This is a genomic window from Rhizobium phaseoli, assembly GCF_001664385.1.
GTDB lineage: Bacteria > Pseudomonadota > Alphaproteobacteria > Rhizobiales > Rhizobiaceae > Rhizobium > Rhizobium phaseoli.
In genome coordinates, this window is the sequence record NZ_CP013536.1 from 320,545 (window position 1) to 335,293 (window position 14,749).

At 61.4% G+C, this 14,749-nt stretch carries 15 protein-coding genes; 9 read left to right on the plus strand and 6 right to left on the minus strand.

From position 1 onward, the window contains the following. Positions 1–255: 255 nt before the first annotated feature. Positions 256–513 carry a hypothetical protein gene (locus tag AMC88_RS32800; protein ID WP_080574769.1) on the plus strand — a complete coding sequence of 86 codons (258 nt, stop codon included), beginning with the start codon at positions 256–258 and terminating at the stop codon, positions 511–513. On the opposite strand, the gene AMC88_RS28695 is transcribed toward AMC88_RS32800, so the two are convergent. Further along, positions 506–817, minus strand: coding sequence for a hypothetical protein (locus tag AMC88_RS28695; RefSeq protein ID WP_037145676.1), 312 nt, complete (start codon positions 815–817; stop codon positions 506–508). The two genes, AMC88_RS32800 and AMC88_RS28695, sit on opposite strands and share 8 nt — an antisense overlap. Before the next feature lie 258 nt (positions 818–1,075). On the opposite strand from AMC88_RS28695, the gene AMC88_RS28700 reads away from it, so the two are divergent. Further along, positions 1,076–1,981, plus strand: coding sequence for a LysR substrate-binding domain-containing protein (locus AMC88_RS28700; RefSeq protein WP_037146258.1), 906 nt, complete (start codon positions 1,076–1,078; stop codon positions 1,979–1,981). A gap of 56 nt (positions 1,982–2,037) precedes the next feature. Then, positions 2,038–3,168, plus strand: a complete 1,131-nt coding sequence (locus AMC88_RS28705) for an HPP family protein (protein ID WP_037145679.1) — start codon at positions 2,038–2,040, stop codon at positions 3,166–3,168. 37 nt (positions 3,169–3,205) lie between these two features. Here the strand turns inward: AMC88_RS28705 and ydiJ are convergent, their stop codons facing one another. From ydiJ to groES, 4 genes are all read right to left on the minus strand, one after another. Continuing rightward, complete coding sequence (gene ydiJ, locus AMC88_RS28710) at positions 3,206–6,271, minus strand: D-2-hydroxyglutarate dehydrogenase YdiJ (protein ID WP_037145681.1); 3,066 nt, start codon at positions 6,269–6,271, stop codon at positions 3,206–3,208. Positions 6,272–6,390: 119 nt separating this feature from the next. After that, entirely contained in the window at positions 6,391–6,657 is a 267-nt protein-coding gene (locus tag AMC88_RS28715; protein WP_004678907.1) for a hypothetical protein, read from the minus strand. Positions 6,658–6,714: 57 nt separating this feature from the next. Then, a complete protein-coding gene (gene groL, locus AMC88_RS28720; protein ID WP_064826435.1) occupies positions 6,715–8,343 on the minus strand; it encodes a chaperonin GroEL in 1,629 nt (542 codons plus the stop codon). Between the two features lie 48 nt (positions 8,344–8,391). Further along, positions 8,392–8,706 (minus strand): co-chaperone GroES, encoded by a 315-nt coding sequence (gene groES / locus AMC88_RS28725; RefSeq protein ID WP_037145687.1) that lies wholly within the window; start codon positions 8,704–8,706, stop codon positions 8,392–8,394. Positions 8,707–9,061: 355 nt separating this feature from the next. Here groES and AMC88_RS28730 point away from each other — a divergent pair, with 355 nt between their 5' ends. From AMC88_RS28730 to AMC88_RS28750, 5 genes are all read left to right on the plus strand, one after another. Continuing rightward, positions 9,062–9,352, plus strand: coding sequence for a hypothetical protein (locus tag AMC88_RS28730; RefSeq protein ID WP_037117840.1), 291 nt, complete (start codon positions 9,062–9,064; stop codon positions 9,350–9,352). A gap of 83 nt (positions 9,353–9,435) precedes the next feature. Continuing rightward, positions 9,436–9,792 carry a hypothetical protein gene (locus AMC88_RS28735; RefSeq protein WP_064829603.1) on the plus strand — a complete coding sequence of 119 codons (357 nt, stop codon included), beginning with the start codon at positions 9,436–9,438 and terminating at the stop codon, positions 9,790–9,792. 48 nt (positions 9,793–9,840) lie between these two features. Next, a complete protein-coding gene (locus AMC88_RS28740; protein WP_064829602.1) occupies positions 9,841–10,173 on the plus strand; it encodes a four-helix bundle copper-binding protein in 333 nt (110 codons plus the stop codon). Positions 10,174–10,215: 42 nt separating this feature from the next. Beyond that, a complete protein-coding gene (locus AMC88_RS28745) occupies positions 10,216–10,542 on the plus strand; it encodes a DUF2934 domain-containing protein (RefSeq protein WP_064829601.1) in 327 nt (108 codons plus the stop codon). Positions 10,543–10,547: 5 nt separating this feature from the next. Further along, positions 10,548–10,967, plus strand: coding sequence for an HD domain-containing protein (locus AMC88_RS28750; protein WP_064829600.1), 420 nt, complete (start codon positions 10,548–10,550; stop codon positions 10,965–10,967). 55 nt (positions 10,968–11,022) lie between these two features. Here AMC88_RS28750 and AMC88_RS28755 read toward each other — a convergent pair whose 3' ends face one another. Further along, positions 11,023–12,126: a flavodoxin family protein gene (locus AMC88_RS28755; RefSeq protein WP_064830158.1), complete on the minus strand. Its 1,104-nt coding sequence runs from the start codon at positions 12,124–12,126 to the stop codon at positions 11,023–11,025. Between the two features lie 247 nt (positions 12,127–12,373). Between AMC88_RS28755 and AMC88_RS32805 the strand changes: the two genes are divergently transcribed. Further along, a complete protein-coding gene (locus AMC88_RS32805) occupies positions 12,374–14,746 on the plus strand; it encodes a PAS-domain containing protein (protein WP_404817474.1) in 2,373 nt (790 codons plus the stop codon). The last annotated feature ends 3 nt before the right edge of the window (positions 14,747–14,749 follow it).

Here is a 14,749-nt window from a genome sequence, read left to right on the forward strand (position 1 = left end):
ATGTCGAGGCGCGTGGACGCCTCTCCGGTTCCCCCGAAGCTGGACGCATAATTATCGTTCGACAGATGAGAATAACATCCGGAGCATTCTTCAACAGAGATGATGCGCCGCGGTCGGTGAATCGTTCTGCGGCCCCGGTCCCGACGCAGTGCACTCGTCGCCTTCGAGCCTCGAAAGCGCTCGTTCCAGATCATCTTGAAATTATATCGTAGTACGATATATTTTAAATGCACCGATCATCGAGGAGCATGCCTCATGGAACATCCATTGCATCCAGCATCGCACCGCCCTGCACCCTATCCTCCAAGCGAGGCGTTTGAAGCGTTGCGACAAAGAGTTCGCGCTTTGCTCGACGACAAGGAAACAGGTCGTTGGCAGCTCTTGTGCGCGGAATGGCTGTACGATGTGGCTTTGCTGACGAATGATTTTCGTCTCTGGATGCAGCGCCTCGACCGGCATTTCGACACTAGAGAGGGCGACGTGTTTCATCGCCGCGGGTCGTCGCTCAGTTGATTGAACGCAGTCCGAGGTAGGCCGCCAGACTGACCGCGGAGACGGCAATGGTCAGCTTGGGCCTGCCGTCGTCGAACATCGCTGCCAGCAGAAGGCCGAGCATCAGAATAACTGATTTCGCCCAAAGTTCCTGATCGGAGATGGTGAGAGCGATCGTTGCCAGAAAGACGGCGCTGGCGACCATCGTCGCGGGAGCGGACTTCTCCGCCAGATCGCCGCTCGGGAAATATGGCAGGAGAAAACGCCGGATGCTCAGGCCCGAGGCGATGCTTAGAAGAAGACAGGTCAAGACAAGATGCAACATGGGGGCCGTCGCCGATCAATCTGCAGGTGGAATCGGAGATGCAAACGCCGTGCCAGTCGCAAAACTCGAAATCATCATCCGATAACGACAGCGGCGGGCTCCGCTTGGCTATTTCCGCGGCGGCACGACCCTTTTTTCGGCAGCCGTACCCAGCCTCGCTCGATCGGCAAATTATGTCGTATTGCGACTTGAGGCATGGTGATGATTTCGATATGGAGAACTATCCTCAAGGTTAATTCCGGAAACGAGATCTTTTCATTGGACCTTTCGTCAATCGAAATATTCCTCGCCGTTGCCAGCGATTGCAGCGTGACGAAGGCGGCCAAGGCCGTCGGGCGAGTGCCGTCGAACGTGACGACGCGCATCCAGCAATTGGAGGAGGATCTCGGCGCCTCCCTCTTCAGCCGTGATGGCAAGAAGATGACGTTGACGCGGGAAGGCGAGACGTTTCTCACCTATGCCAACCGGCTTATGGCGCTTGCGCTCGAAGCGCGCCAAGCCGTGCGGCCGCTTGCCCCATCCGGAACATTGCGGGTCGGCACGATGGAGAGCACGGCGGCAAGCCGCCTGCCGGCGGCGCTCACGCAGTTCAACCAGATGTGGCCTGAAGTGTCACTGCATCTGACGATGGGCGCGTCCCGTGATCTCGCCCGCGATGTTCTGGCCGACGCGCTGGATTGCGCCTTGATCGCCCGGCCGCCGAAGACGATGCGGGAGGATGACCTGGATTTCGATGCCGAACTCAAGGCGCTGGAAAAAGAGACGGTTTTTGTCGAAGATCTGTTGATCGTGCTGCCATCAGGACATCCCGCCATCAAATCGGCCGCCGACCTGCGTGTCGGAGCGCTCGCCGCTTTGGAGCCTGGCTGCACCTATCGCAGGATTGCCGAAAACTGGGCGCGCAAATCGACCGCCCTGCCGACGAGCGAGCTCGGCTCCTACCACGCGATCCTGGCGAGCGTTGCGACCGGCAACACCGCGGGTGTGATGCCGAAATCCGTGCTCGAGCTCATGCACTGGCCGACCGCTGTCCAGACCCATCAGCTCGGCCCCGTCGAGACGCTGCTGGTCTACCGTCGGGATAATCGCCCCAGCGCCTTCAGTGCCTTTCACGAGGTCCTCAACGCTAAAAAGGGCAGAGAGATCCGACTGGCGACAAACTAGTTTCTCCGTCTTCTCCTTCGCCCGCCAGACAATCCTCGCTTATAATTGGTCTTCGCATGCAATTTCCCGTTTCCCCGAAGGTAGCGCCGAGCCGTTTTCGCCGCTTTCGCCTGTTTTCGCCCATCCTGGCCGGTGCGACATTAAGAGAGCGGCTGATCGCCTGTTTCGGCGCGTTGCTGGGCATCGGTCTTACCGGCGTCATCAGCGGCTATCTGTTCGGCCAGGGACCGCATCTTCCGTTGATCGTCGCGCCAATGGGCGCCTCGGCGGTGCTGCTTTTTGCTGTGCCGGCAAGCCCGCTGGCGCAGCCATGGTCGATTATCGGCGGCAATACGATTTCCGCCATGATGGGCATCATTGCCGCCTATTTCATTCGAGATCCGATCATCGCAACTGGCGTCGGCGTTTCACTGGCAATCGGAGCGATGTCGTTCACGCGATCGCTCCATCCTCCGGGAGGGGCTGCGGCTCTGACCGCGGTGCTCGGCGGTCCCGTCGTCGCCGGCTGGGGATTCCTCTTTCCCTTCGTGCCCGTCGCCCTGAACTCCTGCATTCTCGTTGCGCTTGGCCTGCTGTTCCACAAGCTCTCCAAGCGGAACTACCCGCATGTCGTACCGAAGCCGGCGGAAAATACCCATCAGACAATCGATCTGCCATCTGCAGTGCGGGTGGGCTTTCGCGAGGAGGATGTCGACGCTGCCCTGGAAGCGCTCGATGAAACCTTCGACATCGATCGGGCCGATCTCGGGCGGTTGCTGCAACAGGTCGAGTTGCAGGCGGCCATCCGCTCAAACGGCAAGATCAGTTGTGCCGATATCATGTCGCGCGATGTTATCGCCATCGGCGAGGCTGCGGAACCGGATGCCGCACGGCAGCTTCTCCTCAAGCACAATATCCGCACCTTGCCGGTGAAGGATCCGGAGGGCCGTCTGGTCGGCACCGTCGGCCTCAGGGAATTGTTCGCGAGCGGCGATACGATCGCCCATGCACTTTCCAAGCCGGCGGTGGCGAGAGCATCCGATGCCGCTTTGTCGCTGCTGCCCGTTCTGACGGATGGACGGACCCATGCCGTCATCGTTATCGATGATGATCACCGGATCCTCGGCCTGATATCGCAGACCGATCTCCTGAGCGCCGTGGCGCGGCTGCTGCCGAATGACGGCGACGCGATCGCCGCCGTGGCGTGAACTGGCGAGCGGCTCGGCTACTGGCGGCCTTTCGTCGTCAGCTCGGTGGAGCTGTCTTGTGTGAATGCCGGAGATCTGCCGTTTCCGACATGATCCCGGCGATGACCTGGAGCGGATGCGGCAGCCGCCGGCCGTCGATTTCCTTCACCTGGGAGCGGCACGAATATCCTGTCGCCATAAGGATATCGGCATCGCCGGCCGCATCGAGCTCCGGTTTCCAGCTCAGCGCGTAGAGGCGCTCTGCGATCTGCTGGTTGCGGGCCTCGTGTCCGAAGGTGCCGGCCATGCCGCAGCAGCCGGTCTGCGCCGCCTGAAGCTCGACGCCGAGGCTGTCGAACACTGTTTGCCATTGTGCGACGGAGGCCGGCGCATTGGTGCGTTCGGTGCAGTGGGGCATCAATCGGAAGCGGCCCTTGATGGCCGAAGGCGAGGCGGTGAGACGGTCGAGGTTGGCGGCGAGCCATTCCTGTGGAAGCAGGACCGTCGCCTTCAGCAATCCCTTATATTCGCTGCGGAAGGCAAGGGTCATGGACGGATCGAGGCCGACGAGCGCCACGCCCGCTTCATCCAGTCGCTGCAGATAACGCGCGGTCCGCTTGGCCGCAGCCTCGAAGCGTCCGAGATAGCCATGGACATGCAGGGCTTTGCCATTGACGTGGGACGCTGCAAGAAAGGGCGTCAGTCCCATTTTCCGGGCAAGCGCGATGGCTGCGAGCGCCACATCGGGATCGAAATAGGCGGTAAAGGCGTCGGCGACGAAAACCACGCTTTTCTGCCTTTCCTGCGGCGACAGGGCTTCGATCGATTGCGGTGTCGCAAGCGGCACGCCGAGGCGGGCGGCTTCCTTTGCGAGCGAGATTTGCGGCAGGCGCGGCAGGGAGGTCAGGCCGGTCATGCGCATCATTGTTCTGCCGGCGCGCGTGCCCACGACCAGGTTATAGGCCGGCCGCATGCGCCGGACGAAGGGCAGGGTGGTCTCGATCGCCGCGACCAGCGGGTCCTTCAGCGGACGGAGATAACGTCCATAATAGAGTTCCAGGAATTTGGAACGGAAGGACGGCACGCTGACCTTCACAGGACACTGCCCCGCGCAGGCCTTGCAGGCGAGACACGTGTCCATGGCCGCGCGCACCTCATGAGAAAAGTCGTCCCGGTTTGCCGGGTTCAGCGAATTGAAGGCGCGCCGCGCCAGGCTGGCGAACGGAATTCTCCGCCGCAGGCGCTTTGCCTCCTGGCGGGGGTCGATGCCCTTCTCGGCAAGCAGCCTCAGCCATTCCCGCATCAGCGCGGCACGGCCCTTGGGTGAGAAGCGACGGTCGCGGGTCGCCTTGTAGGACGGGCACATCGGGCTCGTCTCGTCGAAATCGAAGCAGGCGCCGTTGCCGTTGCAATAGGCAGCGTTGTCGAAGGCGGAACGGATCTCGTTGCCGATGATGCGGTCGGTATCTCCCCGCAATGGAAGGTCGTCGATCTTCGTCAGCGCCTCGCCAGAAGGAGTTGCGATCTTGCCGGGATTGAGCCGGTTGTCGGGGTCGAAAGCCCGCTTGATCTCCTGCAGGCTGGGATAAAGATCGCCGAAAAATTCCGGCACATATTCCGAGCGCACGCCCTTGCCGTGCTCGCCCCAGAGCACGCCGCCATATTTGCGGGTGAGGGCCACGACGGCGTCGCTGATCTCGCGCACCAGTCTGATATGGTCGTCGCCGGTCAGATCGAGCGCCGGCCGCACGTGCAGCACGCCGGCATCGACATGGCCGAACATGCCGTAGGAAAGGCCGGCGCCATCGAGAAGCGCGCGGAACTCGCGGATATAGGCCGCGAGGTTTTCCGGTGGTACGGCCGTATCCTCGACGAAGGCGACGGGTCTGACCGGCCCCTCCACGTTTCCGAGCAGGCCGACCGCTCGCTTGCGCATCGACCAGATCGCTTCGACATCGGCATGGCCCCGGGCGATCGTATAGCCGGCATGGCGCGTCGTCGCGCCCGTGTCGAGCGACGCGGTTACTGCGGAAAGCTTGCGTTCGAGTTCCTCTTCATCGTCGGCCAGCACTTCGGCGATGTTGATGCCGCTGGCCGAACTGCCCGGATCGTCGGGAAAGAAGCGGGCGATGCCGGTCCAGACGATATCGCTCTTCGCAAGGCCAAGCACTGTCTCGTCGACCGTTTCCACCGAGGCGACCTTCAACGCCACCAGGTTGCGCGCGTCCTCCAGGGCGGTGTTGAAATCCCCGTAGCGGATGTTGATCAACGCCGCATGGGCCGGGAGCGGCAGAAGGTTGAGCTCGGCTTCGGCGATCATCGCCAGCGTTCCCTCCGAGCCGCAGAGAACGGCATTGAGGTCGAAGCATCCGTCGCCGCGCCTGACATGGGCGAGGTCATAGCCGGTCATGTAGCGGTTGAGCTTCGGAAAGACCTCGGCGATCCGCTCGTGCTTTTCCCGCGCGATCCGTTCGACCGTCCTGTGTATATCACCGACACGATCCTCGCGCGCGGCGATCCCCGCGAGCGCCTCTGCGTCGAGCGGGCGCGACCAGAAATCGGACCCGTCCATAAGGACAATGCGCAATCCGAGGACGTGGTTGCTGGTCTTGCCGTAGAGGCAGGAGCCCTGGCCGCAGGCGTCGGTGGAAATCATGCCGCCGATGGTGGCGCGGTTGGAGGTGGAGAGTTCGGGCGCGAAGAACAGGCCGTAGGGCTTCAGGGCCCGGTTCAGCTCATCCTTGACGACGCCCGCCTGCACACGCGCAATCCTTCGGACGGGATCGATGTCGAGAATGGACTTCATGTGCCGCGAACAGTCCACGACGATGCCAGACGTCAGGGATTGACCATTCGTGCCGGTGCCCCCACCCCGCGGTGCGATGCGGATCTCCCGGAAGGCCGGTTCCGACAGTGCTGCCGCCAAGACCTGCAGGTCTTCGACGTTCCTCGGAAAAAGGATGCCGTTCGGCTCGACCTGATAGATGGAATTGTCGGTGGAAAATACCGTCCTGCTCGCCGCACCAGTCTCGATATCGCCGGTAAACCCCGCCTCGACGAGCCGTTGGAAAAACCCCGCGGCTGGAAGAGGGATGGAATCCCTCGGTTGGAGGCGTGGAATCATTTCGAAACCTTCAGAATGCGCTTGAGCCCTGTCACTAGCGCATCGGCTCAAAAATCGGAATCGATTTTCGGAGCGAGCGGCAAGCCCATGCCGCTCGTGAAGGCGTCGTCAGCGGCGTGTCAACTGCTGGACGTAGCCGCCGGTCGGTTGACCGAACCGTCCGCTTCAAAGAGCCCGCGGGCCGCCTCGACCATCGACTGCAGGTGGTTGGGGTCGCGCACGCCCTGCCGGTAGAGCTCGATGATGATGCTCGCCATTCGTTCGGCTTCGTCGCTGTCCCTTGCCACCGCATAGTCGACGCTGAGCTTGTCGAAGACCTGCTGGCAGGTTGCCAGATCGCGGGAGTCCAGCGGCACCTGCGATCGGTTTACGATCGTTTGAACCATTTTCATTCCCTCGAAAGAGGCCCGCCCGGCGGGGCGTGCGGGCCGATCTATCGTCTGTCAGAAATCCATGCCGGCACCGGGGGGCAATGGCGGAGCGGCATCCTTCTTCGGTTTCTCGGCGACCATGGCTTCCGTCGTGACGAGAAGACCGGCGATGGAGGCCGCATCCTGAAGCGCGGTGCGAACAACCTTGGCCGGATCGATGACGCCCTGCGCATAGAGGTCGCCAAATTCGCCCGTCTGGGCGTTCCAGCCATAGGAGAACTCGGTCTTTTCACGCAGCTTGCCGACGACCACCGAGCCTTCCGCGCCGGCGTTCTCCGCGATCTGGCGCGCTGGCGCCTCAAGTGCGCGGCGAACAATATCGACGCCGACGCGCTGCTCGGAATTGGCGGTCTGCACATTTTCAAGCGCCTTGACGGCGCGCAGCAGCGCCACGCCGCCGCCTGGCAGGATGCCTTCCTCGACCGCCGCGCGGGTGGCGTGAAGCGCGTCGTCGACGCGGTCCTTCTTTTCCTTCACTTCGACTTCCGTCGAGCCGCCGACGCGGATGACGGCAACGCCGCCGGCGAGCTTGGCAAGACGTTCCTGCAGCTTCTCGCGATCGTAGTCGGAGGTGGTTTCTTCGATCTGCGCCTTAATCTGCGCAATACGGCCTTCGATGTCGGACTTGGCGCCCGAACCGTCGACGATCGTGGTGTTCTCCTTCTCAACCGACACTTTCTTCGCCCGACCGAGCATGTCGAGCGTGACGCTCTCGAGCTTGATGCCGAGGTCTTCGGAGATCACGGTGCCGGCGGTGAGCACGGCGATGTCTTCGAGCATGGCCTTGCGGCGGTCGCCGAAGCCAGGCGCCTTGACGGCAGCAATCTTCAGGCCGCCGCGCAGTTTGTTGACGACGAGCGTTGCAAGGGCTTCGCCTTCGACGTCTTCAGCGATGATGAGGAGCGGCTTGCCGGACTGGACGACGGCTTCGAGGATCGGGAGCATCGACTGCAGGTTCGAGAGCTTCTTCTCGTGTATCAGGATATAGGGATCCTCGAACTCGACCCGCATCTTGTCGGCATTGGTGACGAAGTAGGGGCTGAGGTAACCGCGGTCGAACTGCATGCCTTCGACGACTTCGAGTTCGGTTTCGGCGGTCTTGGCTTCTTCAACCGTGATGACGCCGTCATTCCCGACCTTTTCCATCGCCTCCGCCAGGAAGCGGCCGATTTCAGCATCGCCATTGGCGGAGATTGTACCGACCTGGGCGATCTCGGAATTGTTGGAGATATTGCGGGCGTTGGCCTTGAGTTCCGCGACGATGGCGGCGACGGCGAGATCGATGCCGCGCTTCAGGTCCATCGGGTTCATCCCTGAGGTAACGGCTTTGGCGCCCTCCTTGACGATCGCCTGGGCGAGTACCGTCGCAGTCGTGGTGCCGTCGCCGGCGATGTCGCTGGTCTTCGAAGCGACTTCGCGGACCATCTGGGCGCCCATGTTTTCGAACTTGTCTTCGAGTTCGATTTCCTTGGCGACCGAAACGCCGTCCTTGGTGATGCGCGGCGCGCCGAAGGATTTGTCGATCACGACGTTGCGGCCTTTCGGGCCAAGGGTCACCTTGACGGCGTTGGCCAGGATGTCGACGCCGCGCAGCAGCTTTTCGCGGGCATCGACGTTGAATTTGACTTCTTTAGCAGCCATGTCCTCACTCCTTCATAGGCAGCTAGCATTGACCTCGTCCTGAGCGGCTCAGGCGGCCTGCTTTCCTTCGCTCCGGGCTTCGATGATACCCATCACGTCGCTTTCCTTCATGATCAGCAGCTCTTCGCCGTTGATCTTGATCTCCGTGCCGGACCACTTGCCGAACAGAATGCGATCGCCGACCTTGACGTCGAGCGCCTGAATCTGGCCGGCATCGTTGCGGGCGCCGGGACCGACGGCGATGACCTCGCCTTCCTGCGGCTTTTCCTTGGCGGTGTCGGGAATGATGATGCCGCCCTTGGTCTTTTCCTCGGAATCGACGCGGCGGACGAGAATGCGGTCATGAAGCGGTCGGAACGACATGTCTTTCTCCATCGACAAACAATGATGACGTTGTTCGCCAGACCGAACCGGATGACGAGGTCCGGGCGGGTGCAAGGTCGCGCGCCTTGCGCGTTTGATCTGGTTCGATGGTTTTTCGATTTCAAGGGGCGACGCAGAAAAATTAGCACTCGCGACCGGTGACTGCTAATGACCTCGCGGGGGAACCGAAGACCGGCTCCTGCGTTCGAACCAATGACGATGGTCATCCCCTCGTCTGGAAGACGAGTTCAAAACTGTGTTCCGGCTTGAATCCGGATATCGGCGTTCCTAGCTCTCAGGCGATCGAGGCTCGATGAGCTCGATCAACGTCCCACGTCTTTTAGGAGTGAGTGACATGGAAGAGAAGACCAATATAATCAAAGACCTCACTATCGAGGAACGCGAGGAAATCTTCGTCGATATCGCTCGCACGCTGGAGGATACGGCGCGCGAGGCCCTCGTAGAGGGGAATATGCAATTTGCTGTGCTGTCGAACAATATGGCCGAAGCGATCCGCGTCAACGCCGACGAACTCGCTCGGGACGATCCCGAGAATGCCGAGCGCGTCCTGCTCGAGGCGACGGCGATGATCTCGCAGTTCGAGGCCGTGCACCCGTATCGCATGGTCAGCATGGCCGTTCACTGATTGCCCCGCGCAAATCAATCGCCAGCCTGCGGAACTCTCACGGCTGGCGAAGGTTAATGGATCACAGCATCGACAGGTGATCCATGAACACTTCGAAAATCAGCACGCCACCCGAAAGCGGAACCGACGACGCGCGCTCCTTCGATACGCAAGGGGCCGAGGTCGATCGCCAAAGAGCATCGGACGCAGCCCGGCGCAATGCGGGTTCGACACTGGATCGCGATACCAGCGCTGAAACTCCAAGCCTGAAACTTGCGAAAGAGTATCTGAGCCTCGGGGGGCGGCGCCGGTCCAAGATCGACGACAACATCACCACTGTTCGCCAATGGGAAGAGGATCCGCCGGCGGCCGAACGCTTCTGGCAGGAACGGGTGGAGACGCTTCCAAAGAATGAGCGCAAGCAGGTGGAGGATTTTCTTCCCACCATCAACACGCCTTGAAACACGGCCGCTCGATTTGGTCGTCACGCGATGAATTGGAGGAAGAACATGCATGAGATGGATCCGATAATGCAGAAATGCATCGACAACTGCCTGCGTTGCTATGGCGTTTGTCTTCGCACGGCAATGAGCCACTGTCTCGAAGCAGGTGGAAAGCATACGGAGCCTGCGCATTTCAGGCTGATGATGGCCTGCGCCGAGATTTGCCGCACGTCCGCGCATTTCATGCTGATCGGCACCGATCACCATAAACATACCTGCCGTGAATGCGCCGAGATTTGCACGGAGTGCGCGGCCGACTGCGAACGAATGGGCGATATGCAGGCGTGTGTCGATGCCTGCCGGAGCTGCGCTGAAAGCTGCCGGCAGATGGCGGCCTAGTTTTCGGCATCTTGCGAGGTCAGGTCGGAACTGGAGAAGATCATGGCCACAGACAAACACGAACAGATACGCCGGCGGGCCTACGAAATCTGGGAGGCCGAAGGCCGCCCTGAAGGGGCGGACCTGCGCCATTGGATGCAAGCCTGCGACGAGCTGGCTGGCGAGGACGAGCATGAGACGCTGCAGGACCTGCTCGATCAAGACGACAGGGACGACGCGGCGCTGCTTCAAGGCGCAGGGGAAAGCGGCGATCTCGACCGGCCACGCCTCGCAGGTGGTCAAGCTGCCGGGGCGGCTGCGCCCGATATCGAAATAACCACGGGGGAGAAGCCTTCGCGGCAGAAGATCAGAGAGACCGAAGGACCGTAATCGTCATGCAGCATCTCGACCACGCCATGCAGATCGCTATGGACGCACATGGCGGCCAGACGGACAAAACCGGCCAACCGTTCTTCGAGCACTGTCAGCGGGTCGCGCTTCTCGTGTCGGGCGATGAGGCGCGAACCGTCGCCTACCTTCACGACGTTGCAGAAAAAGGCAGCGGCTGGACGCTCGACAGGCTGAGAGAGGAAGGCTTCCCGCCGGCGATCATCTCGGCGGTGGACGCGTTGACCCAGCGGCCCGACGAGCCGGACGAGGAATTCGTCAGGCGTGCGGCAGCAAATCCGCTCGCTCTGCCTGTCAAGCGGGCCGACCTTGAAGACAATCTCCGACAGGCCGAACAGATCGGCAAAAACAAGGAAAAGTATCAACGCGGCCTGGATCTGCTACGCGATATAGAGAACGGACAATAGGTGTTCCGTTCTGCGGCCACAGCCAAGGTCCTGCCGGCAAGAGTCGTTCGCGGCGCTATTTCTGACGCGGCTGCCGCAAGCCGGCGCCGGCAGCGATCTGGGGGCCTTGGCGCTTGGCGGTCGCGGCTTCGTACAGCGTTCGACCCGCATTGCGGATTTCCTCCTGCATCGCCTGGTCCTTTTCGTAGTTTACGTGGCTCGTCGCATAGGGCTCCCAATAACCAATATAGCGATCGACTTCGGCAAGCGGGCCGGCTGGAATAAGATCCATCGATCTCAGCCAGTCCGAGAGGTTCCTGCGGACATCTTCCGCACCCTCCGTGTCGCCATGAACGACGACGGAAAACAGGCGGCCTTCGAGATGGCGGGGATAGGGCCATCCATTCATCTCCAGCTGTTTTGCCTGGTCGGCATGTTTTCCGTGCGTGCTTGTGGGATCCGGATTGCCGCCGTCGGCACAGACAAGCCGGTCGATCATCAGCTTCAGGGATGACGGCGCCTGATACCAGTGCACCGGCGTGACGATCATGATGCCGTGCGCCTCGACCCACATCGGATAGATCTCGTTCATCCAGTCATGGATCTGCCCGAGCGAATAGTTGGGATAACAGGAACAGGGCCAGTGACAGAGAGCCGCCGCAGTGGAGAAGCAGGCTTTGCACGGGTGGATCTGCCTGCCGTATTCCGAGGCGAGCCGGCTCAGGTCGAGGACCTCGATCTTCACGTGGCGCTGCTGCTCCAGCACCTCCCTGGCGATATCGACCATACGGTAGCTCTTCGAAATCTCGCCCGGGCAGGTGTGTTCGCTGCGCGTCGAGCCGTTGACGAGAAGCAGACGGGTAGGCCCGTTCGGGTCGTCATGCCGCTTTTGCGCATCACGGATGGCGTCGCGGGCCGCCAGCCAGTCTTCAGCCAGATCATAATCGGGATCGGCGAAGCCGGGGCCGGCCTTGCGGGTCTTCGGGCTTTTTCTCGAATTTGCGTAGGCTTCCCAGGCTGCCGAAGCGAGTTTCGCAAGCTCTTCCTGCAATTTGCCGTAGGCCGGATCACGAAACTGATTGAGGAAGCGCCGCTTGAATTCGGGCTCGTCGAGCCGCGGGCTGGGGCTGCCCTTGCGCGGTTCGAGTCCGGAGGCCGAAGTGGAAACATTGGCTGGCATTGGGAACTCCTGAAGCCGCTGCTTTGCTGAACGCGCCGGCAGATACAGGGTTCCCGTCATGCCATCGATGGCCGATGCAACCTCAGTGTCGAGAGCGAAACTCTTTCGGAGTCCAAGAAATAGCCGCCACCCGCTAACCATTTCCTGACTATGAAACGGGCCGCGATCGCAGGCCGACCAGCGGTAAGTCGCTTATTAACTCATACGACTTATGGTCGCGTCGACTTGCGTGAACGGGGGAGTAGTCTTGTCCGACGAGCTGCACATGATCTCCGCAATGGATGGTGCATTGACGGGCCTGCCCGGAATTGGCGATTGCCTTGATCAACACGATATCGTGCTCGGCGTTCACCTCGATCGAGATGAATTTCATGAATGCGCCGCTAAGCGGCCGTTGCCGGAGCTTATTCTGCTCGACGCCCTGTCGCCGGAGGGGCGCGGTCTTGAAGACTGCCGGCGTCTCAAGGGAAACGCCGTAACGCGTGATATCCCGGTGATTATTGTGGTCTCGCCTCAGGACGAGCAAACCAGGATTGCGGGGTTTGCCGCCGGTGCGGTGGATTGTGTCTCCAACCTCGTCTCCGCCGCCGAGCTCGTTGCCCGCATCAAGCGACACATCGAACTCGGCGCGGCGCAGGCGCACCTGCGGCGGCGCAACGAGCAACTCGACACGGCGCTTGCCAGCATGGGACAGGGTGTCTGCCTGTTTGACGAGGACGCCCGGCTGCTTCTTTCGAATAATCGGTATGCGGAGGTTTACGGACTCGATCCCGCCGTCATTCATCCGGGGCAGTCACTGGAAGACATCCTGAAACTGCGAGCGGACGTTGGCGCCGTCCCCGCCACGTCCACGTCGGACTATCTCGCCTGGGCCGTAGCGACCAATATGGGCGACGCGCCCCAGGATTGGATCAAGGAACTCAAAACCGGCCAGATCATCCGCGGCTATCATCAGCGAACGCCGGAGGGCGGCTGGGTATCGACCCATGAGGATATCACACAGGCCTGGTTTGCGGAAAAAGCGCTTGCAGAGGCGCACGCCCAGGCAGAACGCGCCGAGCAGGAGGCGCGGGCGGCACATGCCCGGCTTCTGGCCGCTTTCGAAGTCGTCCCCGAAGGCCTCGTTCTGTTCGACGCCGAAGACCGCTTCGTCCTGTGGAACCGGCGATACGAACAGCTTTACGCCGAAAGCGGCGATATGCTTGTCAAAGGGATGCGCTTCGAAGACCGCTTGCGCACAGGTCTCGAATGCGGCCAGTATCCGGAGGCGGTCGGGCGCGAACAGGAATGGCTTGAGGAGCGTCTGGCCCGTCATGCGGAGCCCACCAGCAAACACGAGCAGCGCCTGCCCGGAAACCGATGGATCCGGATCGAGGAACGCCGGATCTCCGAAGGGGGCAGCGTCGGCATCCGCGTCGATATCACCGATCTGAAGATGCAGGAGGCGTCGTTCAGGCTGCTGTTCGAAGGCAATCCGATGCCGATGTGGGTGTACGACCGCGAAACCCTGAAATTCCTTCATGTCAATCAGGCCGCCATCGATCACTATGGCTACCGGCTGGAGCAGTTCCTGACAATGACGCTGCGTGACATTCAGGCGCCGCAGGACGCCGATCGGGCAACGGCTGCCGTCTTCGACGCCGAGGATCCAGCCGCCACGACCTGCTCCTTCCGCCACCTCAAGGCAGATGGCGGCGCCATCGAAGTCACCGTCTATTCCACTTGCTTGAACCACAAGGGCAAGGCGGCATCACTGATGGCCGTCGTCGACGTCACCGAGGCCAAGCGTGCCGAAAAGGCATTGCTGCAGCACCGCGACACGCTGGAAGAGATGGTGCGCTCGCGCACCGTCGAGCTGGCGCGGCAGACGGAAGAACTCGAGCGCATGCTCGAACAGGAAAAGCAGATCAACGAATTGCAGCGCCAGTTCGTCTCGATGGCGTCGCATGAGTTCCGCACCCCGCTCGCGGTGATCGACGGTGCGGCGCAGCGGCTCATTCGGCGCAAGGAGGCGGCGACGCCGGAATTCCTTGCCGAAAAGGCCGACCAGATCCGCAGCTCGGTTTCCCGTATGCTTGAACTGATGGAAAGCATTCTTGCTGCCGGGCGGTTGGATCATGGCCGGATCACCATCGTGCCGAAGCCCTGCTCGATCGCCGAAATCATCGAAACCTGCAGCGCCCGTCAGGAAAGCATCCGGCGGTCGCATCGCTTTCTGCTTAAATTGGACGAGCTTCCCGAAACCATCTACGGCGATCGTCCCGCGCTCGACCAAGTCTTCAGCAACCTCTTCTCCAATGCCGTGAAATACGCGCCGGATTCTCCAAACGTCCATGTTTCAGGATGGCAGGAAGGAGAACGCGTCTGCATCACCGTGCGCGACGAAGGCATTGGCATCGACGCCGACGACCTCCCGAAGATGTTCCAGCGTTATTTCCGCGCCAGAAGCTCCACGGGCATTGCCGGCACCGGCATCGGCCTCAATCTCGTCAAGCAGATTGTCGAGCTTCACGGGGGAACGATAGACGTGGCGAGCAGCCGCGGAAACGGCACGACATTTACGCTGCGGATTCCGATAGGCGCCGAAATGTTGGACGAGCAGCGCGTTGCGACGGGCTAGGCA